We start from the raw sequence: 23,811 nt of genomic DNA on the forward strand, positions 1-23,811 counted from the left end.
TCGGCCCGCGTGGTCGGCGATGTGATCGGGAAGTATCACCCGCATGGCGACCAGTCGATTTACGACGCGCTGGTGCGCATGGCGCAGGATTTCTCCATGCGCCTGCCGCTGGCCGACGGTCAGGGCAATTTCGGCTCGGTGGACGGCGACCCCGCCGCCGCCATGCGTTACACCGAAGTGCGCATGGCCAAGGCCGCGCACGCGCTCCTGAACGATATCGACAAGGATACGGTCGATTTCCAGGACAACTACGACGCAACCGAGCGCGAACCCAGCGTTCTGCCGGCCGAGTTTCCGAACCTTCTTGTCAACGGCGCCAATGGTATCGCCGTCGGTATGGCGACCAATGTACCGCCGCATAATCTCGGCGAAGTGATCGACGCCTGCGTTGCGCTGCTCGACAATCCGGATATCTCCATCGATGAGCTGATCGAATATGTTCCGGGGCCGGACTTTCCGACCGGCGGGATCATGCTCGGCCGCGCCGGGGCGAAATCGGCCTATCACACGGGGCGCGGTTCCATCGCCGTGCGCGCGAAGGTCGATATCGAGGAGACCAAGAAAGACCGCCAGGCGATCATCGTCAGCGAAATTCCCTATCAGGTGAACAAGACGACGCTGATCGAGAAGATTGCCGAACTGGTTCGCGACAAGCGTGTCGAAGGCATCAGCGACCTGCGCGACGAGTCCGACCGGCAGGGCATGCGCATCGTGATCGAGCTGAAGCGCGACGCGGTGCCCGATGTCGTGCTGAACCAGCTTTATCGCTTCTCGCAGCTTCAATCGTCCTTCGCCGCCAACATGCTGGCGCTCGACCATGGCCGCCCGGAAGTGATGAACCTGAAGCGGATGCTGCAGGCCTTCGCGGCTTTCCGCGAAGAAGTCATTACGCGGCGGACCAAGTTCGAACTCGGCAAGGCGCGCGACAGGGCGCATGTGCTGGTGGGACTTGCCATCGCCGTTGCCAATATCGACGAATTCATTCGGATCATCCGTTCATCGCCCGATCCCTCGACGGCGCGTGAGCGGCTGACGGAGCGGAGCTGGCCCGCGCAGGACATTGCCCCGCTGGTGCTCCTCATCGACGATCCGCGCCATCGCCTGTCGGACGACGGCACGCTGACCCTCAGTGACACTCAGGCCCGCGCCATTCTCGACCTGCGCCTGCAGCGCCTCACGGCACTGGGCCGCGACGAAATCGGCGACGAGCTGAAGGGCTTAGGCGAAAGCATCGAGGAATATCTTTCCATTCTCCGCTCGCGCGAGAGGGTGCTTGAGATCATCCGCGACGAGCTGATCGGCATCCGGAAGGAATTCGCCACGCCGCGACGCACCGAGATCGCGGCAGCCGAATTCGAGATGGAAGACGAGGATCTCATCCAGCGTGAAGAGATGGTCGTCACGGTCAGCCATCAGGGCTACATCAAGCGTGTGCCGCTCTCCACCTACCGGGCACAGCGCCGTGGCGGCAAGGGCCGTTCCGGCATGTCGACCAAGGATGAGGATTTCGTCACCCGTATCTTCGTGGCGAACACGCATACGCCGATGCTGTTCTTCTCGTCGAACGGCATGGCCTACAAGCTGAAGGTCTGGAAGCTGCCTCTGGGCTCGCCGACCTCGCGCGGCAAGGCGATGATCAATCTGCTGCCGCTGGCGCAGGACGAGTATATCTCCACGGTCATGCCGATGCCGGAGGATGAGGAGAGCTGGGGCAACCTCCATGTGATGTTCGCCACCCGGAGCGGCAATGTCCGTCGCAACAAGCTGTCCGACTTCGTGCAGATCAATCGCGGCGGCAAGATCGCGATGAAGCTGGAAGACGAAGAGGACGGTATCGTCTCGGTTCAGATCTGCACCGAAGACGACGACGTGCTGATGACGACGGCAGGGGGACGCTCGATCCGCTTCCCCGTTACCGATGTGCGCGTCTTTGCGGGCCGCACCTCCACTGGCGTGCGCGGCATTCGCCTTGGCGACGGCGATACGCTGATCGGCATGAGCATCTTGCGCCATGTCGATGCCACGCCCGCGGAGTCCCGCGCCTATCTGAAACAGGCCGCTGCCATGCGCCGTGCCGCGGCAGGCGAAGCCCATGAGGCGGAGGCCGATATCGCCGAGCCGGAAGAGGGCGACGAGGAGGGAGGCGACGAACTCACGCTTTCGCCCGAGCGCTATACCGAGCTCGGCGCGAGAGAGCAGTTCGTTCTCACCGTTAGCGAAAAGGGCTTCGGCAAGCGATCCTCGTCCTATGACTACCGGACTTCCGGACGTGGCGGCAAAGGCATTATCGCGATGGCCGTCACGCAGCGGAACGGCAATCTCGTCGCTTCCTTCCCCGTGGAGGGACACGACCAGATCATGCTGGTAACCGATGCGGGTCAGCTCATTCGTTGCCCGGTGGACGATGTTCGCGCCGCCGGCCGCGCGACGCAGGGCGTCACCATTTTCCGCACGGCGGCCGATGAGCGAGTTGTTTCCGTCGAACATATCGGCGAGGCTGGCGAGGAAGAAGGCGACGACGCCGAAAGCGGTGGCGAAGAAGCTGGCGAGTAAGCCGGTAAAAAGGACGGGCAGGAGATTTCCGGCATGACGAAAACGGGGCTTTATCCCGGCACATTCGACCCGATGACGAACGGCCATGTGGACATCATCCGGCGGGCGCTCAGGGTGGTGGATCATCTGGTTATCGCCATTGGCGTTCATGCCACCAAGGCGCCGATGCTGTCGCTGGACGAGCGCTTCGACCTGATCGAACGCGAAGTCTCGCCGATCGCGAAGGAAATGGGCGGCAAGGTTTCGACCGCATCGTTTTCCGGGCTCGTGGTCGATGCGGCCGATGAGTTCGGCGCCTCCATCATCGTGCGCGGCTTACGCGGATCGGTGGATTATGAATATGAAGAAGCCATGGTGGGGATGAACCGCACCATGAACCCGAAAGTCGAGACGGTGTTTCTTGCCGCCTCGCCGGAAACGGGACATATCTCGTCCACGCTCGTGCGTCAGATCGCGCAGATGGGCGGCGATATTTCGCCTTTCGTGCCTGTATCGGTGCGCGAAAAGATGATGGCCAGGGTTGCCGAGCTGAAAGCCAAGGGCTGAACCGGGCTCATTGCTCCCTAAAAACCGGAGATCAGAATGCACAAACTCGTAGCGGCCTTTGCGCTTGCGGCATTTGCGTTCCTTGCGCCTCTCGCGCATGCCGAGGACGGGCAGAAGCTCGATCCGGAAAACACGCTCTACATGGACCTGAAAGACGGCCGTGTCGTCATCAAGCTCTATCCGGAAATCGCTCCCAAAACGGTCGAGCGGATCAAGAAGCTGACGCGGGAGGGCTTTTACGACGGGCTCGTCTTCCATCGCGTAATCGACGGCTTCATGGCCCAGGGCGGCGATCCCACGGGTACGGGACGGGGTTCTTCCATGTATCCGGACCTGCCGGCCGAATTCACCAACAAGCTGAGCTTCGGGCGCGGCACGGTCGGTCTCGCGCGCTCATCGTCGCCTGACAGCGGCAACAGCCAGTTTTTCATCTGTTTCCAGGATTGCAGCTTCCTGGACGGGCAATACACCATCTGGGGCCAGGTCGTCTCCGGCATGGATCATGTCGACAACATCAAGCGCGGTGAACCGCCTGTAAATCCCGACAAGATTGTTCGGATGCAGGTTGCCGCAGACGCCAAGAAATAGGAGCCGCCTTCATGGCCGATATCAAAGACCCCGAAAACACGCTCATCATGGAAATTCCTCATGGTGAGGTCGTCATCGAGCTTCGTCCGGACCTCGCGCCGAAGCATGTCGAACGCATCAAGGAGCTGGCCCGCGAAGGCTTTTACGACGGCGTCGCTTTCCATCGCGTGATCGACGGCTTCATGGCGCAGGGCGGCGATCCGACGGGCACCGGCACGGGCGGCTCCGGCAAGAAGCTGCCGGCCGAGTTTTCGCGTGAGCCGCATGTCCGCGGCGTCTGCTCCATGGCCCGCACGCAGGACCCGAACAGCGCGGATTCGCAGTTCTTCATCGTCTTCGACGACGCCAGCTTCCTCGACGGCCAGTACACGGTCTGGGGCAAGGTGATTTCCGGCATGGAAGCCGTTGACAAGATCAAGCGCGGCGAGCCGGTGCGTGAGCCCGACCGGATCGCGTCCATGAAGGTCGCGGCGGACGTGGCCTAAGGCAAAAACAGTGTCATTGCCGGGCTTGACCCGGCAATCCAGCTCCGGTCCCATCTGCAATCAATCAGGTGCCCGGAGTCTATGACCGCACAGTTGGCGGCCATAGTTGGATATAACAGTCGTCATGGCCCGCTTTATGCGGGCCATCCACGTCTTGTCGCCCGGAAAACCGTAAAAGACGTGGATGACCCGGACGAGCCGGGTCATGACGGTAATTCGTATGCCCGGCCATGAGTGAAGCCCGGGCTGCCGGTTTGTATGAATAGTCGGATCAAACCCATGCGCGTCGATGAATTCGACTTCGATCTCCCGGAAGAGCGTATCGCCTTGCGTCCCGCGCGGCCGCGTGATGCGGCGCGCATGCTCGTCGTTGGGCCGGAGGAGAATGCACTTGCCGACAAGGGCGTGCGCGACCTGCCGGACTTTCTGGAGCCGGGCGACGTTCTCGTCTTCAACGACACGAAGGTAATCCCGGCGCGGCTTTTCGGTACGCGGCAGCGCGGCGAGGCCGTGGCGCGCATCGAGGTGATGCTTCATCTCCGCGAGGGGCCGAGCCTGTGGCGCGCCTTTCTACGTCCGGCCAAGAAACTCGCCATCGGCGAAACGATCGGTTTCGAGGGCGGTCTGGAAGCGCAGGTCGTCGAGAAGAACGACGGCGGCGAGAGCGTGTTGCAGTTTTCGCAATCCGGCCCCGATCTCGACCAGGCGATTGCGGTGGCCGGTGTCATGCCGCTGCCGCCCTATATCGCCCGCAAGCGCGACACGGATGAGGAAGACCTTTCCGACTATCAGACGATGTATGCGGACGAGCCCGGCGCTGTCGCCGCGCCGACGGCGGGGCTGCATTTCACGCCCGAGCTGATCGCCGCCATCGAGGCGCGTGGCGTGCGCATGGTGCGGCTGACGCTTCATGTGGGCGCGGGCACGTTTCTTCCCGTCACGGCGGAAGATACCGACGCCCACAAGATGCATTCCGAAGTCGGCGAGATCACTGAGGAAGAGGCCGAAGCGATCAATACGGCCCGCAAGGCAGGCGGTCGTATCGTTGCCGTCGGCACCACGTCCTTGCGCCTCCTCGAAACCGCGACGGATAGTGATGGCGTGGTTCATCCATGGCGCGGCGGAACCGACATCTTCATCACGCCCGGCTATCGCTTCCATGCGGTGGATATGCTGATGACGAATTTCCATCTGCCGCGCTCGACGCTCTTCATGCTGGTTTCCGCGTTGCGCAGCACGGCGGAGATGAAAGCGGCTTATGCGCACGCCATCGCCGCCGGGTATCGTTTCTATTCCTACGGGGATTCCAGTCTTATCTATCGGCGCGATCCGGACAGCGCACAGGAAAGCGAGCACAGGCCATGAGCGCGTTCAGTTTCGATCTGCAGGGAACCGATGGGAAAGCGCGCACCGGCGTCATCCATACCCCGCGCGGGAACATTCGCACGCCTGCCTTCATGCCGGTCGGCACGGCGGGCACGGTGAAGGCCATGTATCCCGAACAGGTGCGGGAGACGGGCGCGGACATCATTCTCGGCAACACCTATCATCTGATGCTTCGTCCGGGAGCGGAGGAAGTGGCCGCACTTGGCGGGCTGCACACATTCGCCAACTGGCCGCATCCGATCCTGACCGACTCCGGCGGCTTTCAGGTCATGTCGCTTGCCCGTCTCCGCAAGATGACGGAGGAGGGCGTGACCTTCCAGTCGCATATCGACGGGTCGCGCCACATGCTCTCGCCGGAGCGCTCCATCGAGATCCAGTGCCTGCTCGGCTCCGATATCCAGATGGTGCTCGACGAGTGCACGCCGTTTCCGGCGACCGAGGCGGAAGCTGAAAAGTCCATGGAGCTGTCGCTTCGCTGGGCCGCCCGCTCGAAAGAGGCCTTCGCGGCCCAGCCGCTCCGCAAGGAAGGCATGGCGCTTTTCGGCATCGTGCAGGGCAGCACCTATGAGCCCCTGCGCCGACGCTCGGCCGAGGGGCTCGTCGACATCGGGTTCGACGGTTATGCGGTCGGCGGGCTCGCCGTGGGCGAGGGGCAGGAGGCGATGCTGCGCGTCCTCGACTATGCGCCCGATATGCTCCCGCAGGACAAGCCCCGCTATCTGATGGGCGTCGGCACGCCGGACGACCTGGTGGAAGCCGTGCGGCGCGGCATCGACATGTTCGACTGCGTCATGCCGACCCGGAACGGGCGCCACGGGCTCGCCTTTACCCGCTTCGGCAAGATCAACCTCAAGAATGCCCGGCATGCCACCGACACGAGCCCGCTCGACCCGGAGAGCAGCTGTCCGGCCGCGCGGGACTATTCCCGGGCCTATCTCCATCATCTCGTGAAGTCGGGCGAGATGCTCGGCTCCATGCTGGTGAGCTGGAATAATATCCACTACTACCAGTCGCTCATGGCCGGGATGAGGGCCGCGATTTCGGAGGGGCGGTTCGAGGCTTTCGTCGCGGATTTCAAGGCGGCGCAGGGGGCATGAATGCTATCTTGCCCAAAGCGTGGTTTTCTCAAGCTCAATCTTGCCCAAACCATGTCTGGAGTGTTGACCGCCGCCCAAGCTCCCCTTAAGTTCCGCGCACTTTCCGGCGGCTGGCGCGGGTCCCCGACTCGCCCGAATAGCCGTTTCAGGACGGGCCCTTAGCTCAGCTGGTAGAGCAACTGACTTTTAATCAGTAGGTCGATGGTTCGAACCCATCAGGGCTCACCACTTATCCCCGCTCAATCTCCCGCATGTACCGTCGGCGTCGAGACGTGGAATTTCGGATCGTCGAAATTCGCGCGCTTTTCGGCGTAATAGCGTTCGTACCAGTCGCCTTCGCGTTCCGCATTGAAGGTGAGGAACATGGCCCGGCGGGATGTGTTGCTCTCATTGGGCGAGGAACGGTGCGGCGCGAAACTATCGAAGATCACGAGGTCGCTCGGCGCGGTTTCGACGGTCTGCCAGTCCAGCGCGTCGGCGATTTCCGGCGCGATGTCGCCATTGTGCGGACCGCCGTTCTCGAAGCGCAGCAACGCTCGACCGTCGATGCGTTCTTCCACGGCATCGGCGTGATTGTCGGGAAACCCGGCCCAATCCTTTGCGAATTCCAGGCAGCCGTTTTCCCGGGTCGCCGGGTCGACCGAGATCATGGCCGTCACATTGTAGCGTGGTCCGAATGATTTATAGGCCGCGAAATCCTGATGTGGGCCGAAGGCGCCGCCGCCGGGATGCTTCTCATTCTCCTTATCCTTGAAGGGGATAAAGGCCTCGCCCGTCAGTGCCTCGATCACGGGCGCGATGCGGGTGTCGATAAGGTTTTTGAACTCCGGACGGCTGCCCAGCAGATACTCAAAACGGCAGATTTGCAACGGATCGGCGGCTTCCGGCACGACGATGAGTTCGTCGGGGCGCGTCGCAAGCAGTTCAGCCACCGGTTTGCCACTGTAGATCGCCTCACGCAGAAGCAAGTCCGCGCTCGCGCCCATTTCGCTCGACAGGCGATTGAAGGTTGCGGCTTCCGCTTCCGAAAAGAAGCCGCGCAGCACAACGACGCCGTCGCGCCGGAATGTTTCACGTTCTTTATTGCTGATCGCAGCGGCGGGCAGATAACGCAGGAAGTGCTCGAGAGGCGGGGTCTCCATTGCCGGGTCTTTCGCCTCTTCATCATAGCGGCGCAGGCGAATGGCCTCGTCAGCATAATCCTTCGCAATGAAGGCGGCGGTTTCGCTCTCGCTCATCGGGCCGCCTTGCAGCTTCAGGGTTAACACGGAATCGGGCGCGAGCTTGTCCATATAGCCGGGTTCGGTCGCGCAGAGATAGCGCTTGGCCTCCACATGCATCCGTACCGGTTCGGCAAGGGCGGCGGGCAGGCGTTTCGCGAGCCATTTCGCACCGAGTATCTCGTGTCGGTCGTCGACCCCTTCCTCAGCCGGGTTCTCGCCCAGCTTGTGGATCATGTGCCCAACATCGTGAAGCAGCGCAGCGAGAATGAGGGCAGGGGCTTCGCCGTTCGTTTCCGCCAGCGCTGCGCTTTGCAGCGCGTGCTGAAGCTGGTTGATGTCCTCCAGCCCATATCGGCTCGTGGCACGCTCAGTGTAGATCTGCGTGATTTCATCGACTGCTGAGATACTGGCTTGTTCCGGCATGGCGATCCTGCTGACTACGGGAGGAGCGCCAAGTTTATCCACGAATGTGACAGGCCGAATAGAAGATCGTTTCGGCGTGATCAGCCGTTCGCGTCTACCAGCTTCAGCGCCCGGCAGTCTTTTCCCCGGGCCTTCAACTGCGCGCAAAGCGTTTCCGCGGCGGCGCGGCTCGACAGGGGGTCGGTCAGGAGGCGGGTGTAGACCTTTCCATCCCGGCTTTCATATCTCATCGTCGTCCAGCCCCGTCCCGACAGCATGTCCGGATAACGAGCGGAAAGAATGCGCTTTCCTTTCTCGATATTGGCAGCATCGAGATAGGACGCGAGATGGACGGCCCAGCCGCTCCGGTTCCGCCCATCCTCGGCGCCGTCGGTAAGAGTGGGGCGGATGTCGAGGTGTACGGGCTTTGCGGCCGGCTGCTGCTTCTGCCTTGGAGAAATGGAGGCGGTGGTGAGGCCTAGCCCGGCTTCGAGCGTACCCAGCCGATTGTTCATCGACCGGTCGCTTGCCTTGAGGTCGGTCAGCACCGGCTCGATAACGGAGTATTTTCGATCCAGCGTCGCAACGCGGGCTTCCAGACGATCGAGGCGCCGTTCGACGCTTTCCGCGGGCGGGGCCTGGTCGGCCGCTGCTTCCGCCTTGTCCTGCTCTGTGGGCACGCCTGCGCCCGCTGCGCGCTCCGAGCAGGCGGACAGGCCCAGCGAAAGCGGGGCCATGATAAGCGCTGCTGCGATTGCGCCGGGCACCGGCCTGATTGTCATCGAAAGTCCGACCTCCAAACTGCGATACCGCGACCACCGATCACCGCATCACCTGTCTTTCGTTAGTGCGAGTCGGGCAATGCGGTCAAACGCAGGACTCCGGGCCTTCTGCCGATTTCTTGTGCAAGGTGCGAATGTTTTGCCCGGCTCGACAAGGAGAGGGGTTCCGGTAAATCTTAGCAAATGCATGATTGTGCGTGAGGCCCGTTTTCTGCATAGGATTGCGCCAGGACGGTCGGTCGCGGCAGCCGGTCCAGAGGAAACTAGAAACGGGGAAAGGCATGTCGTTGAACGAGTTGGTGGGGAGCCTGACGGCGCAGGAATTGGCGGTCGCCGGCGGGCTGGTTTTCTTTGCGATTTTCTTTCTGGGCCTGGTCATAAGGAGCTGGTTTCTGACCCAGCTCCTGAATGAGCGGGCGGCGAGAACCGAGGCGTCGAGCCGCCTGGAGCGGGCCAAACCCGCTGTGGTTTCCTCCAAGCCGGTACGCGCTGCGTTGCGCAAACCGATCCCGGCTGTGCGCTCGGCAGTCCCGGCGCCCCGAAATCATCGCTACAATGGTTCAAACGGGCGGGCCCGCAGCTCGTAACGAAGAATATTCTGCGTCTATTGTCGCTATGGTTCTTTCTTAAGCGATGAGGCCTTGCAATCGCGAACGTGCGCGTCTAAATCACATTCAATATCGGGGTTGAAGATAACTCCACAATTTTTTCTTGTAATATAGTCACGCGGATATGTCGACCGCCGTGTGAAGGAGCAAGGCATGGATCGTCTCGATCAGCTTGAGAGCCAAAGCATCTACATCTTCCGGGAAGCGTTCAACCGGATCGAAAACATCGCGATGTTGTGGTCGCTGGGCAAAGACTCCAACGTGATGATCTGGCTTGCCCGCAAGGCATTCTTCGGCCACGTGCCTTTCCCGGTGATGCATGTGGATACGGAAAAGAAGTTTCCGGAGATGTATGATTTCAGGGACCGCTATGCAGACGAGTGGAACTTGAACTTTATCCGCGAGCTTTGCCCGCCGATCGAGGAAGTCGATCAGACGCTTCCGCCTGCCGCGCGCTCCGCCTCGCGCAAGACGGCGGGACTCAAAGCCGCCATCCAGAAGCACCAGTTCAACGCGCTTTTCGCCGGCATTCGCCGCGACGAGGAGGCCACTCGCGCCAAGGAGCGAGTCTTCAGCCCGCGCGGCCAGACGGGTCAGTGGGATTTCCGCGATCAGCCGCCGGAGTTCTGGGACCAGTTCAAGACTGAGTTCCCGCCCGGGACCCATGTGCGCGTGCATCCGCTGCTGCACTGGACGGAGATCGACATCTGGCTCTACACGCAGCGTGAGAACATTCCGGTCATTCCGCTCTATTTTGCAAAGGACGGAAAGCGCTACCGCTCGCTGGGCGATCAGGACATCACCAATCCGGTGGAGAGCGAAGCGTCGACGATCGAGGAGATCATCGAAGAGCTGAGCACGACCAGGGTCTCCGAGCGCTCCGGCCGCGCTATGGATCATGAATCCGAGGATGCTTTCGAGCGTCTTCGCGCCGATGGCTACCTGTAAGGGGGATAAGACATGACCAAGGCACAGGCAGACACGGCTATGAAAGTCATCGAAGGCGGCAAAAGCGTTGGCAATGCGCGCGACCTGCTCCGGATCGTGATCGTGGGGCATGTGGACCACGGCAAATCCACGCTTGTCGGGCGGATGTTCCACGACACCGGCTCGCTGCCCGACGGTAAGTTCGAATCCATCACCGAGATGTGCAAGCGGCGCGGCGTGCCCTTCGAATGGGCGTTCCTGATGGATGCGCTTCAGGCCGAACGCGATCAGGGCATCACCATCGATACGAGCCAGATCTGGTTCAAGACGGATCAGCGCGACTACACGATCATCGATGCGCCGGGCCACAAGGAATTCCTGAAGAACATGATCACCGGCGCGGCTCAGTCCGATGCGGCGCTGCTCATCATCGATGCGGCGGAAGGCGTGCGCGAGCAGTCGCGGCGCCACGGTTACCTGCTGCATCTTCTCGGCGTGCGCCAAGTGGCGGTCGCGGTGAACAAGATGGACCTTGTCGATTATGACAAGGAGACCTTCGACCGGATCGAGGCGGAGTATCGCGACTATCTCCGCTCCATCGGTGTCGAACCCACTTTCGTCATTCCAGTGTCGGCGCGCGAAGGCGATAATATCGTCGGACCGTCCACCAATACGCCCTGGTACAAGGGGCCGAGCATTATCGGTGCGTTGGACAGTTTCCAGCCCAAGAGCGACCCGGTAGACAGGCCGCTGCGCATGCCGGTGCAGGATGTCTACAAATTCGATCAGCGCCGCATCATCGCAGGCCGCGTCGAGGAAGGCGTCATCAAGGTCGGCGACGAGTTGCTGTTCTCGCCCTCCAACAAGACCGCGCGCGTGGAGTCCATCGAAGAGTGGCATCAGGTCCCCGGCCGCAAGGCGCCGACCCAAGCGGAAGCGGGCTATTCCATCGGCATTACGCTCGATGAGCAGATTTTCGTCGAGCGCGGCGAGGTCATCAGTCATGTCGAACACTCACCCATCGAGACGGATGTCTTCCGCGCCCGTGTTTTCTGGCTGGGCAAGGAACCGATGGTGCCCGGTAAAACCTACCGTCTGAAGCTCGGGACGTTGGATGCGCCGGTTACAGTGCAGTCGATCGAAACGATCATCGATACGTCGGACCTTTCCGGTACCTCCTCGCATCAGGTCGAGCGCAACCAGGTAGCGGAGGTCGTGATGCGGGCCCGCCGCATGCTGGCGCTGGACGAATTCGAGACCTCGCCCAAGAGCGGCCGTTTCGTCCTTGTCGACAAATACGACATTGCCGGCGGCGGCATCATTTCCATGGAAGGCTATGCCGACCAGCGAGGCCTCATTACTGCACGGTCCAGCAACATCACCAAAGTGGAGCACGGGATCGACGAGCAGGCGAGGGCGTTCCGCAACGGGCACAAGGGCGGGGTGCTCTGGTTCACCGGCCTGTCCGGCGCCGGTAAATCCACGCTGGCCGTCGCGCTGGAGAAAAAGCTCTTCGAGAAGGGCTATAACGTCTATGTGCTCGACGGCGACAATATCCGCCACGGGCTCAATGCCAATCTTGGCTTCTCGCCGGAGGACCGGGCTGAGAACATTCGTCGCGTCGGTGAAGTGGCAGCGCTGTTCGCTCGTGCCGGCATGATTGCAATCACCTCCTTCATCTCGCCTTACCGGTCGGATCGCGACCGGGCGCGCGAGGCGGGCGGCGACGATTTCCACGAGATCTATGTGAAGGCCGATGTGGAGACGTGCGAAAAGCGCGATCCGAAAGGTCTCTACAAGAAGGCCCGCTCTGGCGAGATCAAGGATTTCACGGGTGTCTCGGCGCCTTATGAGGCCCCTGATATGGCGGACCTTGAAGTCGACACATCCGCAGGATCGGTCGAGGAGTGCATCGAGCAACTCGCCAATTACGTCGAGGCCCGGTTCAAGATGTGAGCCCGGCACCTGCCGAATATCGTCTTGCCCGGTTCCCTTGTGAGCCGGGCAAGATAGTGAAATATAAATTTATTTCAGAACAGACTGATCTCCGTGCGAATTTGCCCGCGCTCGACCATCGAGTCGCGGTATTTTCATATGTGCGTCCGACTGTTCTTTTTTTCCGGACGCCTGAAGACGAAACGGATAGGTGATGGCGAGAGAGACGGTCACTGCAATCATTCTCGCAGCGGGGAAGGGCACGCGCATGAAGTCGCGGCTGCCCAAGGTCCTGCACAAGATTGCCGGCCGGCCGATGCTTGGCCATGTGATCTCCTCGGTTCATGAAATTCCCAATGCCCGCTCCGTGCTGGTGGTCGGGCCGGACATGGACGAAGTCGCGACCTATGCGAAGAGCCTCGCTCCAGATACGGGCATTGCCGTCCAGACCGAGCAACTCGGCACGGCCCATGCCGCGCTGATGGCTCAACCTGAAATCTCCGACCGGGAGGGCGTCGTCCTTGTGATCTTCGGCGACACGCCTCTGATGCATCCCGAAACACTTGCCGCCATGGCCAATAACTGCCGTGAGGAAGCCGATATCGTCGTTCTGGGCTTCCGGCCCGCGGATCCGGCCGCCTATGGGCGACTGGTACTCGATGAGGTCGGTACGCTTCAGAAGATCGTCGAATTCAAGGATGCAAGCGCGACCGAAAGGGCTATTACCCTGTGCAATGGCGGCGCGATGGCGGTTCGTGCCGAATATCTTTTCGATCTCCTTTCCAAAGTCGGTAACGACAATGCGGCTGGTGAATATTATCTGCCAGACATTGTCGGCCTCGCGCGTGAAAAGGACCTTACCTGCCGCGTGCAGGAAGGTGAGGAAGAGGAAGTGCAAGGGGTCAATAGCCGGGCCGATCTCGCCGCAGCGGAAGCGGTTATGCAGCGCCGCTTGCGACAGGCAGCGATGGCGGGCGGCGCAACGCTTGCCGACCCGGATAGCACCTATTTCAGTTTCGACACGGTACTCGGGCAGGACGTGACCGTCGGACAGAACGTCGTCTTCGGCCCCGGCGTGAACGTTGCTGATGGCGCGACGATCAAACCCTTCTCTCACCTGGAAGGAGCGACGGTTGCGGCCAATGCGGAAGTCGGGCCTTTTGCCCGCATTCGTCCAGGATCTTCCATTGGCGCGGGCGCAAAGATCGGCAATTTTGTGGAAACGAAAAAGGCCGAGATCGAAGAAGGCGCGAAGGTCAGTCACCTTTCCTATATCGGCGACGCGCGCGTTGGCGCCCATGCCAACATCGGGGCGGGCACGATCACCTGCAATTACGACGGCTACAACAAGTTCTTCACCGATATCGGGGCCGGGGCGTTTGTCGGCTCCAATTCGGCTCTGGTCGCACCGGTAAAGATCGGCGATGGGGCTTATCTTGGGTCGGGCAGCGTTATTACCAAGGACGTCACGCCGGATGCGCTGGCCTTTACACGGCCAAAACAAATCGAAAAATCCGGGTGGGCCTCGACATTCCGTGCAAAGAATGAGTCCCCTGACAAGAAAACGAAGGACTGAGCGATGTGCGGTATTGTCGGGATCATCGGAAAACAGGATGTAGCACCGGTCATACTCGAGGCGCTGAAACGTCTTGAATATCGTGGCTATGACAGCGCGGGCATCGCAACGCTCGACAACGGGCAGCTCACGCGCCGCCGGGCGGAAGGCAAGCTCTTCAACCTCGAAACAGCGCTTACGGCCCAGCCTCTTCATGGCGGGCTTGGCATCGGCCATACGAGATGGGCAACCCATGGCGCGCCGACGGAAAACAACGCGCATCCTCATGTGACCGACCGGGCTGCTATCGTCCATAACGGCATCATCGAAAATTTTCGCGAATTGCGGCAGATGCTGCTGGAGAAGGGGTTCTCTTTTTCCACCGATACCGATTCCGAAATCATCGCCCATTTGGTGACCGATCATCTGAACCGGGGCAAGGATCCCCGGAAGGCCGCCGCCGATGCGTTACGCGAACTGGAAGGCGCGTTTGCCGTTGCCATCATTTTCTCCGGCGAAGAAGATTTGATGATCGGCGCGCGGCGCGGCAGCCCGCTTGCCGTCGGCTATGGCGACAATGCGATGTATCTCGGTTCGGACGCGTTTGCGCTGGCCCCGATGACGAACCGCGTCTCCTTCCTGGAAGAGGGAGATCGCGTCGAACTTACACGTGCGGGCGCGGTTATTTACGACGCGGCGGACCAACTCGTGGAACGCCCCGTCAAGATCACCGATGTTTCCGCCGCCCTGGTGGACAAGGGCAATCATCGTCATTTCATGGCGAAAGAGATATTCGAGCAGCCAGAAGTGATCGGACATACGCTGTCCGAATATCTAGATCTGGTGAACGAAAAGCTTCATCTGCCGGATTTGCCGGTCGACCTTGCCACGGTACCGCGCATCACCATCATTGCCTGCGGCACAGCGTTTTATGCGGGGCTCGTCGCTAAATACTGGTTCGAAAAGCTTGCACGTATTTCGGTCGAGGTCGATATCGCGTCGGAGTTCCGCTATCGCGAAGCGGCCTTGCCGGAAGGCGGGCTCGCCATCTTCATTTCTCAATCGGGTGAAACCGCAGACACGCTGGCCGCGCTTCATTACTGCAAATCGCAAGGCCAGAAGACGCTGTCCGTCGTCAATGTGGTGGAGTCGAGTATCGCGCGCGCATCGGATGTCATCCTGCCGACTTTTGCCGGGCCGGAAATCGGTGTGGCCTCGACCAAGGCATTTACCTGCCAGCTTGCCACGCTGCTCGTGCTCGCTGTGAGGGCCGCCATCGCGCGCGGACAAATCGATACTGAAGAAGAGCGCCGGATCGTTCATACGCTGATCGAAACGCCGAGACATGTCGCCGAGGCGCTCGGAGCCGATGGCGCAATCCAGGACCTGAGTGTCGATCTCGCGAAAGCGCGCGATGTGCTCTATCTGGGGCGAGGCCACAATTATCCGATTGCCCTTGAGGGTGCTCTCAAACTCAAGGAAATCTCATATATCCATGCCGAGGGCTATGCCGCGGGCGAGCTTAAACATGGCCCTATCGCTCTCATCGACGAGAATGTGCCCGTGATCGTGATAGCGCCGATGGACCCGCTCTATGAGAAAACGGTGTCCAACATGCACGAAGTCATCGCGCGCAGCGGCAGGGTGCTTTTGATCGGGGACAAGGCCGGGATCGAGCATGCGGGCGAGGGATTGTGGGAATCCATAGAGATTCCGGCGGTGGATCCCCTGATCGCTCCCATCATCAATGCCATTCCGGTGCAGCTTCTGGCCTATCACACGGCCGTCTCCAAAGGCACCGATGTCGATCAGCCGCGAAATCTGGCAAAATCCGTCACAGTCGAATAAGCCGAATCAGTGCGGCTTGAGGTGTGCCTCGGTTAACTGGCTGTAAAGCGTTGCGTTCGATCCTGATGTAACAGGCGGGGACGCCCGAGGGTTGTTTCCGGAACCGCGGCACGCACGCAAAGGACGGGACCATGATCGCAAACAGGCGGAGCAAGGGGATCCTGCATTATGCAGCGATGGCCGCTGTTGCCGCCTTGCTGATCTCCGCCGTTCCGGCCCGTGCCGATGCGATCGATGATCTGCATGGCGGTGCGCAGGCCATCGAACAGGGTCAATACGCTCAGGCCATTTCCCTTTTCGACAAGGTGATCTCCAGCGGCGCGCTCAACGAGCACGGGCTGGCGCTTGCGCATCATCATCGGGGCATCGCCGAGCAGAAGCTGGGGCAGACCGCTGCTGCCATTGGCGATTACAGCAAAGCCATTTCAGGCAATGCTCTGCCGGAGGCCGTGCTGGCGCGGGCGCACTACAATCGCGGCATTGCCTATTCGCAACAGGGCGAGGACGCCAAGGCCGAGGCAGATTATCGCGCAACCGTAAAGCTGGTGCCGAGTTATGGCGCCGCCTATCACAATCTGGCCAATATCGAGCGTCGGCGGGGAAATCAGAAGGCCGCCATTGCGGACTACTCCAAGGCGCTGGAATACATGTCGGGCGATGCCCGAAAGTATGCTTTTCATGGCCGTGGTCTCTCCTATGAGGCGGAGGGCGACAAAAGCAAAGCGAAGGCCGACTACGAAGCGGCGCTTAGGATCGACGGCAATTTTGCGCCTGCCAAAACCGAACTCGCTGCGCTGGACCGGCCGCAACCGAAGCCTCTTATCGGCTCAGACACCGCGACGAACGGCAAGGAAGGCAAGGCCAAGGTCATTCGCGTGGCATCGGCATCGGGTTGGGAAACGACCGCCGTCAGATATGCCAATCCCGCCGGGAACAAGCCGAAAGCCGGGCCTGTGCCTACCAGCAATGCAGCGGTGCAGTCGCCCGAGAGGCAGGTAAATATCGGCGATGCCGCGAACAGGCCGGTGCCCGAAGCAAGCACTGCACCGGCGCCCGGCCCGTATCAGGTCCAGCTCGGGGCTTACCGCGACGAAGAGACGGCGAAGGTCGCCTGGCGCAATCTGGTCACCCGCAGCCAGGGTAGGCTTTCCGGCATCGAACATCGGGTAGTTCGGGCCGACCTCGGCGAGCGGGGAATTTTCTATCGCCTGAGAGCGGGCGGTTATGCGGAAGAATCCGTGGCGCACAGGCTCTGCGCCCGGCTTTCGACGGTCGGTATCGAGTGTGTCGTTCCTCGCTAAGGCGGCCTGACGTAACGGCACTCAAGCGTTTGAGTGCCCGGTACGGTAAGCAGTTGTGCGGGCCGCTCTATCGCTCCTAAACTCTTCCCAAAACAAGCACAAACATCTGATGGGAGGACCTATGGCCGAACAAACGGTAGGTTTGACGGGCTTTGGCGGATATATCCCCCGCCTTCGTCTGCAGCGAAAGGCCATCGCCCAGGCCAATGCCTGGGTTGCGCCGAATTTCCTTGGCAAGGCCAAGGGCGAACGCTCCATGGCCAATTGGGACGAGGATTCTGTGACGATGGCCGTAGAGGCCGCACGCGACCTGCTAGGTCCCGACGACGATCGCAGCCATGTGGATGCTGTCTATTTCGGCTCGACCACCATGCCCTTTGCAGATCGTCTCAACAGCGGCATCATTTCAGCGGCGCTGACACTGGAAGATCATGTGCGGGCGATCGACGTGTCGTCCACGCAGCGCGCGGGTACGAGCGCGCTCATGCAGGCGCTCACCTCCGCGAAATCTGGAGAAACCAGGAACGGGCTGGTTCTCGCTTCAGATCATCGCAAGACAAAAGCCGTGACCGCGCAGGAACTCGATTTCGGCGATGGCGCCGCTGCGCTTTCCGTCGGCACGGACAATGTCATCGCCAAATATCTGGGCGGGGCCAGCCTGACGGTCGATTTCGTGGATCACTTCCGCGGCGATACCGAAGAGTTCGACTATAATTGGGAAGAGCGCTGGGTCCGCGACGAGGGCTTTTCCAAGATCGTGCCGCGCGCCGTGAAGTCGGCATTGGGCGATGCCGGCCTCAAGGCTGAGGACATCGCGCATTTCGTCCTTCCGTCCGTATTCGGAATGAAGTTCATTGCCGGCCTCGCCAAGAAATGTGGCCTCAACCCCGAGGTCGCGCGCGATACGCTGGCGGCCAATTGCGGCGAGACCGGTACGGCGCACGCGCTGGTCATGCTCATCAATACGCTGCAGACCGAAGCCAAACCCGGCGACAAGGTGCTGGTGGCGCAATTCGGCGGTGGGTGCGATGCACTCATTTTCGAGGTAACGGACAAGCTTTCCACCATGTCCGGCAAGCGCGGTATTGCGGGCTCGCTGGCCGAGCGTGTCGAAGAGAACAACTACATGAAATTCCTGACCTTCAACGGTTTGGTTGAATGGGAACGGGGCATGCGAGCTGAGCAGGACAAGAAGACTGCGCTCACGACGCTTTACCGTAACGAAGATATGCTCATGGGGCTCGTCGGGGGGCGGTGCACGGAAACGGGCGTCATCCAGTTCCCGCGTTCGCGCATCTCGGTGAACCCGAACAAGCATACGGTGGATACGCAGGAGCCGTACAAGTTCGCCGAAAAGAAAGCGAAAATCCTCAGCTGGTCGGCCGACTATCTCTCCTTCTCCATGAACCCGCCCAACCATTACGGCATGGTGGTGTTCGACGAGGGCGGCCGTATCATGATGGATTTCACCGATGTCGAAACCGGCAATGTGGAATCGGGCATGGAGGTACGCCTCGTCTTCCGTGTGAAGGAAGTGGACGAGAAGCGCGGTTTCAAACGGTATTTCTGGAAAGCCGTTCCTATACCGGCCAGCGTCGCGGGCGCACAGGCCGCCGAGTAATCGAAACCCGAATAATCCAAACACGAAATTCCCGAACGGGAGGAAAACATGGCTACAGGTATCAAGGACAAGGTTGCGATCGTCGGCATGGGCTGCTCGAAATTCGGCGAGCGCTGGGACAGCGGTCCCGAAGAGCTGATGGTCGAGGCCTATCTCGAAGCAATGCAGGATGCCGGGATCGAGCCGACGCAGATCGACGCGGCCTGGTTCTCGACGCATATCGACGATATCGGCACGGGCAAGGGCGGCACGCCGCTTTCACTGGCGCTGCGCCTGCCGAATATTGCGGTGACGCGCGTGGAAAACTTCTGCGCGTCCGGTTCCGAAGCTCTGCGCGGCGCTGTCTATGCGGTCGCCTCGGGCGCCTGCGACATCGCGCTGGCGGTCGGTGTCGAGAAGCTGAAGGACACTGGCTATGGCGGCCTGCCGGTCGGCAATATGGGCACGCTCAACCCGCAATGGTCGCCGAGCGGTTCCGCTCCCGGCAATTTCGCTCAGCTTGCCTCGGCTTATCGCGCCAAGCATGGCGTTGCCAAAGAAGACCTGAAGCGCGCCATCGCCCATGTGTCGGTAAAGAGCCACGCCAATGGCGCCAAGAACCCGAAGGCTCATCTGCGCAATGAAGTCAGCGAAGAGCAGGTGATGAACGCGCCGATGATCGCCGAGCCGCTCGGGCTCTTCGATTGCTGTGGTGTGTCGGACGGCGCGGCGGCGGCCATCGTCACCACGCCCGAGATCGCCAAGGCGATGGGCCGGAAGGATATCGTGACGGTGAAGGCGATGCAGCTCTCCGTCTCGAACGGTCTTGAATCCCAGCACAATAGCTGGGACGGCAGCTACTTCCATACCGCGCGCATCGCCGCCAAGAAGGCCTACAAGGAAGGCGGCATCGACAATCCGCGCGAACAGGTCAGTATGATGGAAGTGCATGACTGCTTCTCCATCACCGAACTCGTGACCATGGAAGACCTGTTCATTTCGCCGGAAGGCGGCGCCGTGAAGGATGTGATGGACGGCTTTTACGACAGCGACGGCAAGGTGCCGTGCCAGATCGATGGCGGCTTGAAGTGCTTCGGCCACCCGATCGGCGCCTCCGGGTTGCGCATGGCCTATGAGATGTATCTGCAGCTTCAGGGCCGGGCAGGGGAACGCCAGCTTCCCAATCCGAAGATCGGCCTTACGCACAATCTCGGTGGTGCACCGTCGCAGAATGTGTGCTCGGTGACGATCATCGGTGCCGAAGGGGCATAAACCGCCCTGACATCAACGTTGAAAAGGCCGGTCTCGACCGGCCTTTTTTGCGTTTTGTGTGAGGCATCCTCACCCTGCCTAAAACAAGGCGCATTTTCTCCAGATAAGTGCCCGAAATCCCTTGTTTCTTGCAGTGCAGCTAGGACTGCAGGAAGAGGGGAGCGTGGACACGGAATCCAGCCATCGTTCGAGCGACGCGCCGCGGCGCCGGCAGCGTCTGGTACTGTTTCGCTATCTGGCGGCAATGGTCATAACCGTCAGTGCAATCACAGGCTCCGTCCTCGCGGTCAACCTCGCCGTGGATCCGCTTCACTATTTCGGAGGCAATGCGAAGCTGGCGCATGCTACGCGCTTCGATGAGCGCCGTCAGAAGCTCTATCACCTTCTCGCCAAACGGGATCGGTATGACTGCCTGATTTTCGGCAGTTCCCGGACGATCCTCTTACCGACACATCTGCTCGAGGGGCATAATTGCTTCAACCTCGCATTCAGCGCAGGGCGTATCGGCGAATTTCTCTACTATGCCAAATATCTGAGTGACCGCGGATTTCACCCCTCGCTCGTCATCACGGGCGTTGACGATTTCGATTTCGAAACGACCGGCGGTTGGAATGTTCCGCCCTTCGTGAAGAAGGGGGAGGATCCTCCATCTCCATTTCTCGTTTACTCATCTCTCGACGGGCTTCAGCGTTCATGGGAAGCCCACCGGGACCGCAAACCTGATGATTGGGTTTGCACTATCGATTTCGATTGCCGCATCCCGCGCCCATTCAAGACATACAGGCCGGGTAAACGAGATCGGAGCGCGGGCCCCTTCAAGTCAGAGGTCGCGAAGCTCTATGGTCGGCTCGGTGCGTATTTTCCCAATGCTCGGTTTGTCGGCTATGTCCCACCGATTTCCGCCTGGCGCGTTGAGAATATGGCGCGCGAAAAGGAGCTGCGGTCCTACCTGACCAGCCTCAAGAAGACCTCGCAGTATTTCGACCGTTTCGTCGATTTCAGTGTGGTGACGAAGATGACTGCCGATCCCGACAATACCCCCGACGGTTCTCACTATGCCTATCGCGTCAATCGCGTGATAGCGACGCATGTTCTTTCCGGCGGCCCCGGGCCTGGTCTCGATGTGAAGAAGATGAGCGTCGATCGGTTGATGGCAGCCCATCTTGCCGGGCTTCGCCGTTTCCGGGACTAACTGGCGGCGATGGAGTGATCGGATGCTTTTCAACTCGCCGGTTTTCATATTCGTTTTTCTGCCCGTCACAGCATTGCTTTGTTTCGTTATCCGTGTGCGTGCGGGCAGGGAGGCGGCACTGGGCTTTCTGGTGCTTGCATCTCTCTTCTTTTACGGATGGTGGAATCCTCTCTATTTGCCGCTGCTGATCGGGCTCACGGTCTTCAACTTCCTTCTCGCCCGACTGATCATGGCGGAAAGAAGAAGACCGAATGAGGGGCGCGCCACCGCGCTGGTGACGTTCGGCGTATCGGTCGACCTTCTCTCGCTTGCCTACTTTAAATATGCGGACTTTTTCATCGGCAGCGTGAACGCGGTTGCAGAGACGGACATTCCGCTTCAACACGTCATTCTGCCACTCGCCATTTCGTTCTTTACCTTCCAGAAGATCGCCTATCTGGTCGATGCGCGGCGCGGTGAGGTAGAACCTCACAGCTTCCTCGAATACAGCTTCTTCGTGATGTTCTTTCCCCAGCTCATCGCGGGGCCGATCGTGCATCACAAGGAAATCTTCGCGCAGACAAAGCTCAATCGGAGCTTCAATTTCGACTGGACGAATATCTCTGTGGGCACAACGATCTTTCTAATCGGGCTCTTCAAGAAGGTTGTGCTGGCCGACAATGTCGCGCCGATCGCAACACATGTTTTTGGCCTGGCCGACCAGGGTGAGCACGTAACTTTCCTGCAGGCTTGGCAGGGAACTATTTCCTACACGCTGCAAATCTATTTCGACTTTTCAGGCTATTCGGACATGGCGATCGGGGCGGCCCGAATTTTTGGTATTCGTCTGCCGCTCAATTTCCACTCGCCCTATCAGTCGGAAAATATCATCGATTTCTGGCGCCGGTGGCACATGACGCTTTCGCGTTTTCTGCGCGACTATCTCTACATCTCACTCGGCGGCAACAGGAAGGGCAAGTACAGGCGATATTTGAACCTTTTCGCCACGATGGCCATTGGCGGGCTATGGCACGGCGCGGCATGGACTTTTGCATTGTGGGGGGCGATGCACGGTCTATACCTCATCGTTAATCACGGCTGGCGGGCCCTCGGGATACCGCCGATCGATCGCTGGGGGTCGCGCGTCGCCGCGCGCTTGCTCACCTTTGTCGCCGTGGCGATGGCATGGGTGGTCTTTCGTGCCGAGACCATGGACGGCGCTATCACTGTCTATGCGGCGATGTTTTCATGGCCTCGAGAAATGCCTCTCGCCGAATTCGCCGTATCGGTGAGCTGGCTGGTCTTCTGGCTGGCGCTTGTCTGGTATTGGCCAAACACACAGCAATGGCTGGCGCGCGCCAATCCGGCCTTCAACTATTCATGGAGGGACCGGAAACAGGATCCGCTTCTCTTGCCGGTGGAGGGAAATCGCTGGCGTGAAAGGCTGTTGCGATGGCGCCCGGGAGTTCCACATGCCGTCGCGGTAGGGACTGCCGGCGCGCTGGCCTTTCTCAGCCTTCAGCGGATCAGCGAGTTTCTATATTTTCAGTTCTGATCAGACCTTGGCCTTGTCGGCGGCGATGACGCAGAAGATCTGGTCGGCCTGCGACCCGTCGGTCGTTACCGGGAAGACACCGCGATAGGCGGTGATGAACTCGCGGTCGGGAATGGGAAGTGGTGTCTGCGAAAAGATCGGTTCGCGGCGGTTGAGCGCGTGGAAGAATTCCTGTCGCCGGATCTTCATGGCTTCCGGGTCGATGTTTTCTCCCAGCAGCCGGTTCGTGTAGTCGACGCCGAACAATTCAGTGCAGCCCGTCCCTGCAAGCCGGTAACGGAACTGCCAATCAGGTGCCTGGCCACACCGTTCGAGAATCAGCAGCCAGGGAATGGCGGAAAGCATCTCCGACGGCTTGAGGTCAGACCGCCGGGGCAGGGAGCTACCGACATGCCGCTTGGCGCTCCAGTAACGGGCGAAAACCGCGACCGGATGCCGGTCGGGCAGCTGCTCCTGCGAGACTTCAACATATTTTCCGCACGAAGCTTGGTACACCGTTACTCACCACTTCGGATTGAAACGGTGAGTTTCCCTTCAAGTCGTGAAAAAACGGTTGTTTCTGCTCGGTAAATTGAATGGAAGTACTTATTTCCCACCGCTTTCTTCTTCAAGCGCTCTCCGGTAGCCGGAGTACTTCGGCTGATCGATAGCGAGCTTGGCGAGCGTCGTGGCCCAGAGGTGGTCCTTCAGCCCTTCCGTGTCGAGCGTCAGCTCTCCGGCATAGATGCGGGTGCAAAGCTCCCTGTTCAAATCATCCAGAGAACCGTCCGCACCCAGCAGTGCTTTCAAGCGCTCATGCTCCTCGGTATTCGCCTCCGGCGCGATCTCCAATTCGCGCTTCACGATGTCCAGCGCATTGGCCGCCACGCGGGCATGGAAGGCCGCATGGCCTTTGAGCTGGGGCATGGCATGGGTGCGGATGAAGTCGGCTACCGCTCCGACGAGTTCGGCCGATGTGGGTTGGTCCTGCATGGCGT

General features: G+C 60.4%; 20 protein-coding genes and 1 tRNA gene. 17 read left to right on the forward strand and 4 right to left on the reverse strand.

The features are described from left to right. From gyrA to CMI59_RS09370, 7 genes are all read left to right on the forward strand, one after another. A partial coding sequence (gyrA, locus tag CMI59_RS09340) for a DNA gyrase subunit A (RefSeq protein ID WP_293327625.1) occupies nucleotides 1-2,553 on the forward strand: 2,553 nt, incomplete at its 5' end. 33 nt (nucleotides 2,554-2,586) lie between these two features. Continuing rightward, nucleotides 2,587-3,099, forward strand: a complete 513-nt coding sequence (coaD, locus tag CMI59_RS09345) for a pantetheine-phosphate adenylyltransferase (RefSeq protein ID WP_293327628.1) — start codon at nucleotides 2,587-2,589, stop codon at nucleotides 3,097-3,099. A gap of 36 nt (nucleotides 3,100-3,135) precedes the next feature. Further along, entirely contained in the window at nucleotides 3,136-3,687 is a 552-nt protein-coding gene (locus tag CMI59_RS09350; protein ID WP_293327631.1) for a peptidylprolyl isomerase, read from the forward strand. Between the two features lie 11 nt (nucleotides 3,688-3,698). After that, nucleotides 3,699-4,172: a peptidylprolyl isomerase gene (locus CMI59_RS09355; RefSeq protein ID WP_293327633.1), complete on the forward strand. Its 474-nt coding sequence runs from the start codon at nucleotides 3,699-3,701 to the stop codon at nucleotides 4,170-4,172. Nucleotides 4,173-4,451: 279 nt separating this feature from the next. Further along, nucleotides 4,452-5,537 (forward strand): tRNA preQ1(34) S-adenosylmethionine ribosyltransferase-isomerase QueA, encoded by a 1,086-nt coding sequence (gene queA, locus CMI59_RS09360; RefSeq protein ID WP_293327636.1) that lies wholly within the window; start codon nucleotides 4,452-4,454, stop codon nucleotides 5,535-5,537. Next, a complete protein-coding gene (gene tgt / locus CMI59_RS09365) occupies nucleotides 5,534-6,655 on the forward strand; it encodes a tRNA guanosine(34) transglycosylase Tgt (RefSeq protein WP_293327639.1) in 1,122 nt (373 codons plus the stop codon). The genes queA and tgt overlap by 4 nt, the downstream gene beginning before the upstream one ends. Before the next feature lie 152 nt (nucleotides 6,656-6,807). Next, nucleotides 6,808-6,883, forward strand: a tRNA-Lys gene (locus tag CMI59_RS09370). 11 nt (nucleotides 6,884-6,894) lie between these two features. Here the strand turns inward: CMI59_RS09370 and CMI59_RS09375 are convergent. Beyond that, nucleotides 6,895-8,301: a phytanoyl-CoA dioxygenase family protein gene (locus CMI59_RS09375; RefSeq protein ID WP_293327642.1), complete on the reverse strand. Its 1,407-nt coding sequence runs from the start codon at nucleotides 8,299-8,301 to the stop codon at nucleotides 6,895-6,897. 80 nt (nucleotides 8,302-8,381) lie between these two features. Further along, nucleotides 8,382-9,062, reverse strand: a complete 681-nt coding sequence (locus tag CMI59_RS09380; protein ID WP_293327645.1) for an SPOR domain-containing protein — start codon at nucleotides 9,060-9,062, stop codon at nucleotides 8,382-8,384. A gap of 281 nt (nucleotides 9,063-9,343) precedes the next feature. Between CMI59_RS09380 and CMI59_RS09385 the strand changes: the two genes are divergently transcribed. The 10 genes from CMI59_RS09385 (at nucleotide 9,344) to CMI59_RS09430 (ending at nucleotide 22,834) form a co-directional block, all read left to right on the forward strand. Further along, entirely contained in the window at nucleotides 9,344-9,649 is a 306-nt protein-coding gene (locus tag CMI59_RS09385) for a hypothetical protein (protein WP_293327648.1), read from the forward strand. A 174-nt stretch (nucleotides 9,650-9,823) separates the two neighbouring features. Beyond that, nucleotides 9,824-10,618, forward strand: coding sequence for a sulfate adenylyltransferase subunit CysD (gene cysD, locus CMI59_RS09390; protein ID WP_293327651.1), 795 nt, complete (start codon nucleotides 9,824-9,826; stop codon nucleotides 10,616-10,618). Nucleotides 10,619-10,630: 12 nt separating this feature from the next. Then, nucleotides 10,631-12,553 (forward strand): adenylyl-sulfate kinase, encoded by a 1,923-nt coding sequence (gene cysC, locus CMI59_RS09395; RefSeq protein WP_293327654.1) that lies wholly within the window; start codon nucleotides 10,631-10,633, stop codon nucleotides 12,551-12,553. A gap of 190 nt (nucleotides 12,554-12,743) precedes the next feature. After that, a complete protein-coding gene (gene glmU / locus CMI59_RS09400; protein ID WP_293327657.1) occupies nucleotides 12,744-14,108 on the forward strand; it encodes a bifunctional UDP-N-acetylglucosamine diphosphorylase/glucosamine-1-phosphate N-acetyltransferase GlmU in 1,365 nt (454 codons plus the stop codon). Nucleotides 14,109-14,111: 3 nt separating this feature from the next. After that, on the forward strand, nucleotides 14,112-15,935 hold the full coding sequence (gene glmS, locus CMI59_RS09405) for a glutamine--fructose-6-phosphate transaminase (isomerizing) (RefSeq protein ID WP_293327660.1): 1,824 nt from the start codon (nucleotides 14,112-14,114) through the stop codon (nucleotides 15,933-15,935). A gap of 131 nt (nucleotides 15,936-16,066) precedes the next feature. Next, entirely contained in the window at nucleotides 16,067-17,236 is a 1,170-nt protein-coding gene (locus CMI59_RS09410) for a tetratricopeptide repeat protein (RefSeq protein ID WP_293327663.1), read from the forward strand. Nucleotides 17,237-17,357: 121 nt separating this feature from the next. Beyond that, entirely contained in the window at nucleotides 17,358-18,857 is a 1,500-nt protein-coding gene (locus CMI59_RS09415) for an OB-fold domain-containing protein (protein WP_293327666.1), read from the forward strand. Between the two features lie 48 nt (nucleotides 18,858-18,905). After that, complete coding sequence (locus CMI59_RS09420; RefSeq protein ID WP_293327669.1) at nucleotides 18,906-20,108, forward strand: acetyl-CoA acetyltransferase; 1,203 nt, start codon at nucleotides 18,906-18,908, stop codon at nucleotides 20,106-20,108. 163 nt (nucleotides 20,109-20,271) lie between these two features. Then, nucleotides 20,272-21,300, forward strand: coding sequence for a hypothetical protein (locus CMI59_RS09425; RefSeq protein WP_293327672.1), 1,029 nt, complete (start codon nucleotides 20,272-20,274; stop codon nucleotides 21,298-21,300). Beyond that, nucleotides 21,272-22,834: an MBOAT family protein gene (locus CMI59_RS09430; protein WP_293327675.1), complete on the forward strand. Its 1,563-nt coding sequence runs from the start codon at nucleotides 21,272-21,274 to the stop codon at nucleotides 22,832-22,834. Before CMI59_RS09425 ends, CMI59_RS09430 begins: the two co-directional genes overlap by 29 nt. On the opposite strand, the gene CMI59_RS09435 is transcribed toward CMI59_RS09430, so the two are convergent. Together CMI59_RS09435 and CMI59_RS09440 are read right to left on the reverse strand one after the other, a co-directional pair. After that, entirely contained in the window at nucleotides 22,835-23,329 is a 495-nt protein-coding gene (locus tag CMI59_RS09435; protein WP_293327678.1) for a PAS domain-containing protein, read from the reverse strand. A gap of 90 nt (nucleotides 23,330-23,419) precedes the next feature. Continuing rightward, the gene (locus tag CMI59_RS09440) at nucleotides 23,420-23,806 is read right to left on the reverse strand and encodes a DUF6285 domain-containing protein (protein WP_293327681.1); all 387 of its coding nucleotides are present in this window, start codon (nucleotides 23,804-23,806) and stop codon (nucleotides 23,420-23,422) included. Nucleotides 23,807-23,811: the final 5 nt, after the last annotated feature.

Origin of the sequence: Parvibaculum sp., assembly GCF_002684405.1 — a bacterium.
Classification (GTDB): domain Bacteria; phylum Pseudomonadota; class Alphaproteobacteria; order Parvibaculales; family Parvibaculaceae; genus Parvibaculum.

Coding starts and splice junctions, on each gene's coding strand:
- coaD (WP_293327628.1), top strand. CDS start 2,587: ATGACGAAAACGGGGCTTTATCCCGGCACATTCGACCCGATGACGAAC.
- CMI59_RS09350 (WP_293327631.1), top strand. CDS start 3,136: ATGCACAAACTCGTAGCGGCCTTTGCGCTTGCGGCATTTGCGTTCCTT.
- CMI59_RS09355 (WP_293327633.1), top strand. CDS start 3,699: ATGGCCGATATCAAAGACCCCGAAAACACGCTCATCATGGAAATTCCT.
- queA (WP_293327636.1), top strand. CDS start 4,452: ATGCGCGTCGATGAATTCGACTTCGATCTCCCGGAAGAGCGTATCGCC.
- tgt (WP_293327639.1), top strand. CDS start 5,534: ATGAGCGCGTTCAGTTTCGATCTGCAGGGAACCGATGGGAAAGCGCGC.
- CMI59_RS09375 (WP_293327642.1), bottom strand. CDS start 8,301: ATGCCGGAACAAGCCAGTATCTCAGCAGTCGATGAAATCACGCAGATC.
- CMI59_RS09380 (WP_293327645.1), bottom strand. CDS start 9,062: ATGACAATCAGGCCGGTGCCCGGCGCAATCGCAGCAGCGCTTATCATG.
- CMI59_RS09385 (WP_293327648.1), top strand. CDS start 9,344: ATGTCGTTGAACGAGTTGGTGGGGAGCCTGACGGCGCAGGAATTGGCG.
- cysD (WP_293327651.1), top strand. CDS start 9,824: ATGGATCGTCTCGATCAGCTTGAGAGCCAAAGCATCTACATCTTCCGG.
- cysC (WP_293327654.1), top strand. CDS start 10,631: ATGACCAAGGCACAGGCAGACACGGCTATGAAAGTCATCGAAGGCGGC.
- glmS (WP_293327660.1), top strand. CDS start 14,112: ATGTGCGGTATTGTCGGGATCATCGGAAAACAGGATGTAGCACCGGTC.
- CMI59_RS09410 (WP_293327663.1), top strand. CDS start 16,067: ATGATCGCAAACAGGCGGAGCAAGGGGATCCTGCATTATGCAGCGATG.
- CMI59_RS09415 (WP_293327666.1), top strand. CDS start 17,358: ATGGCCGAACAAACGGTAGGTTTGACGGGCTTTGGCGGATATATCCCC.
- CMI59_RS09420 (WP_293327669.1), top strand. CDS start 18,906: ATGGCTACAGGTATCAAGGACAAGGTTGCGATCGTCGGCATGGGCTGC.
- CMI59_RS09440 (WP_293327681.1), bottom strand. CDS start 23,806: ATGCAGGACCAACCCACATCGGCCGAACTCGTCGGAGCGGTAGCCGAC.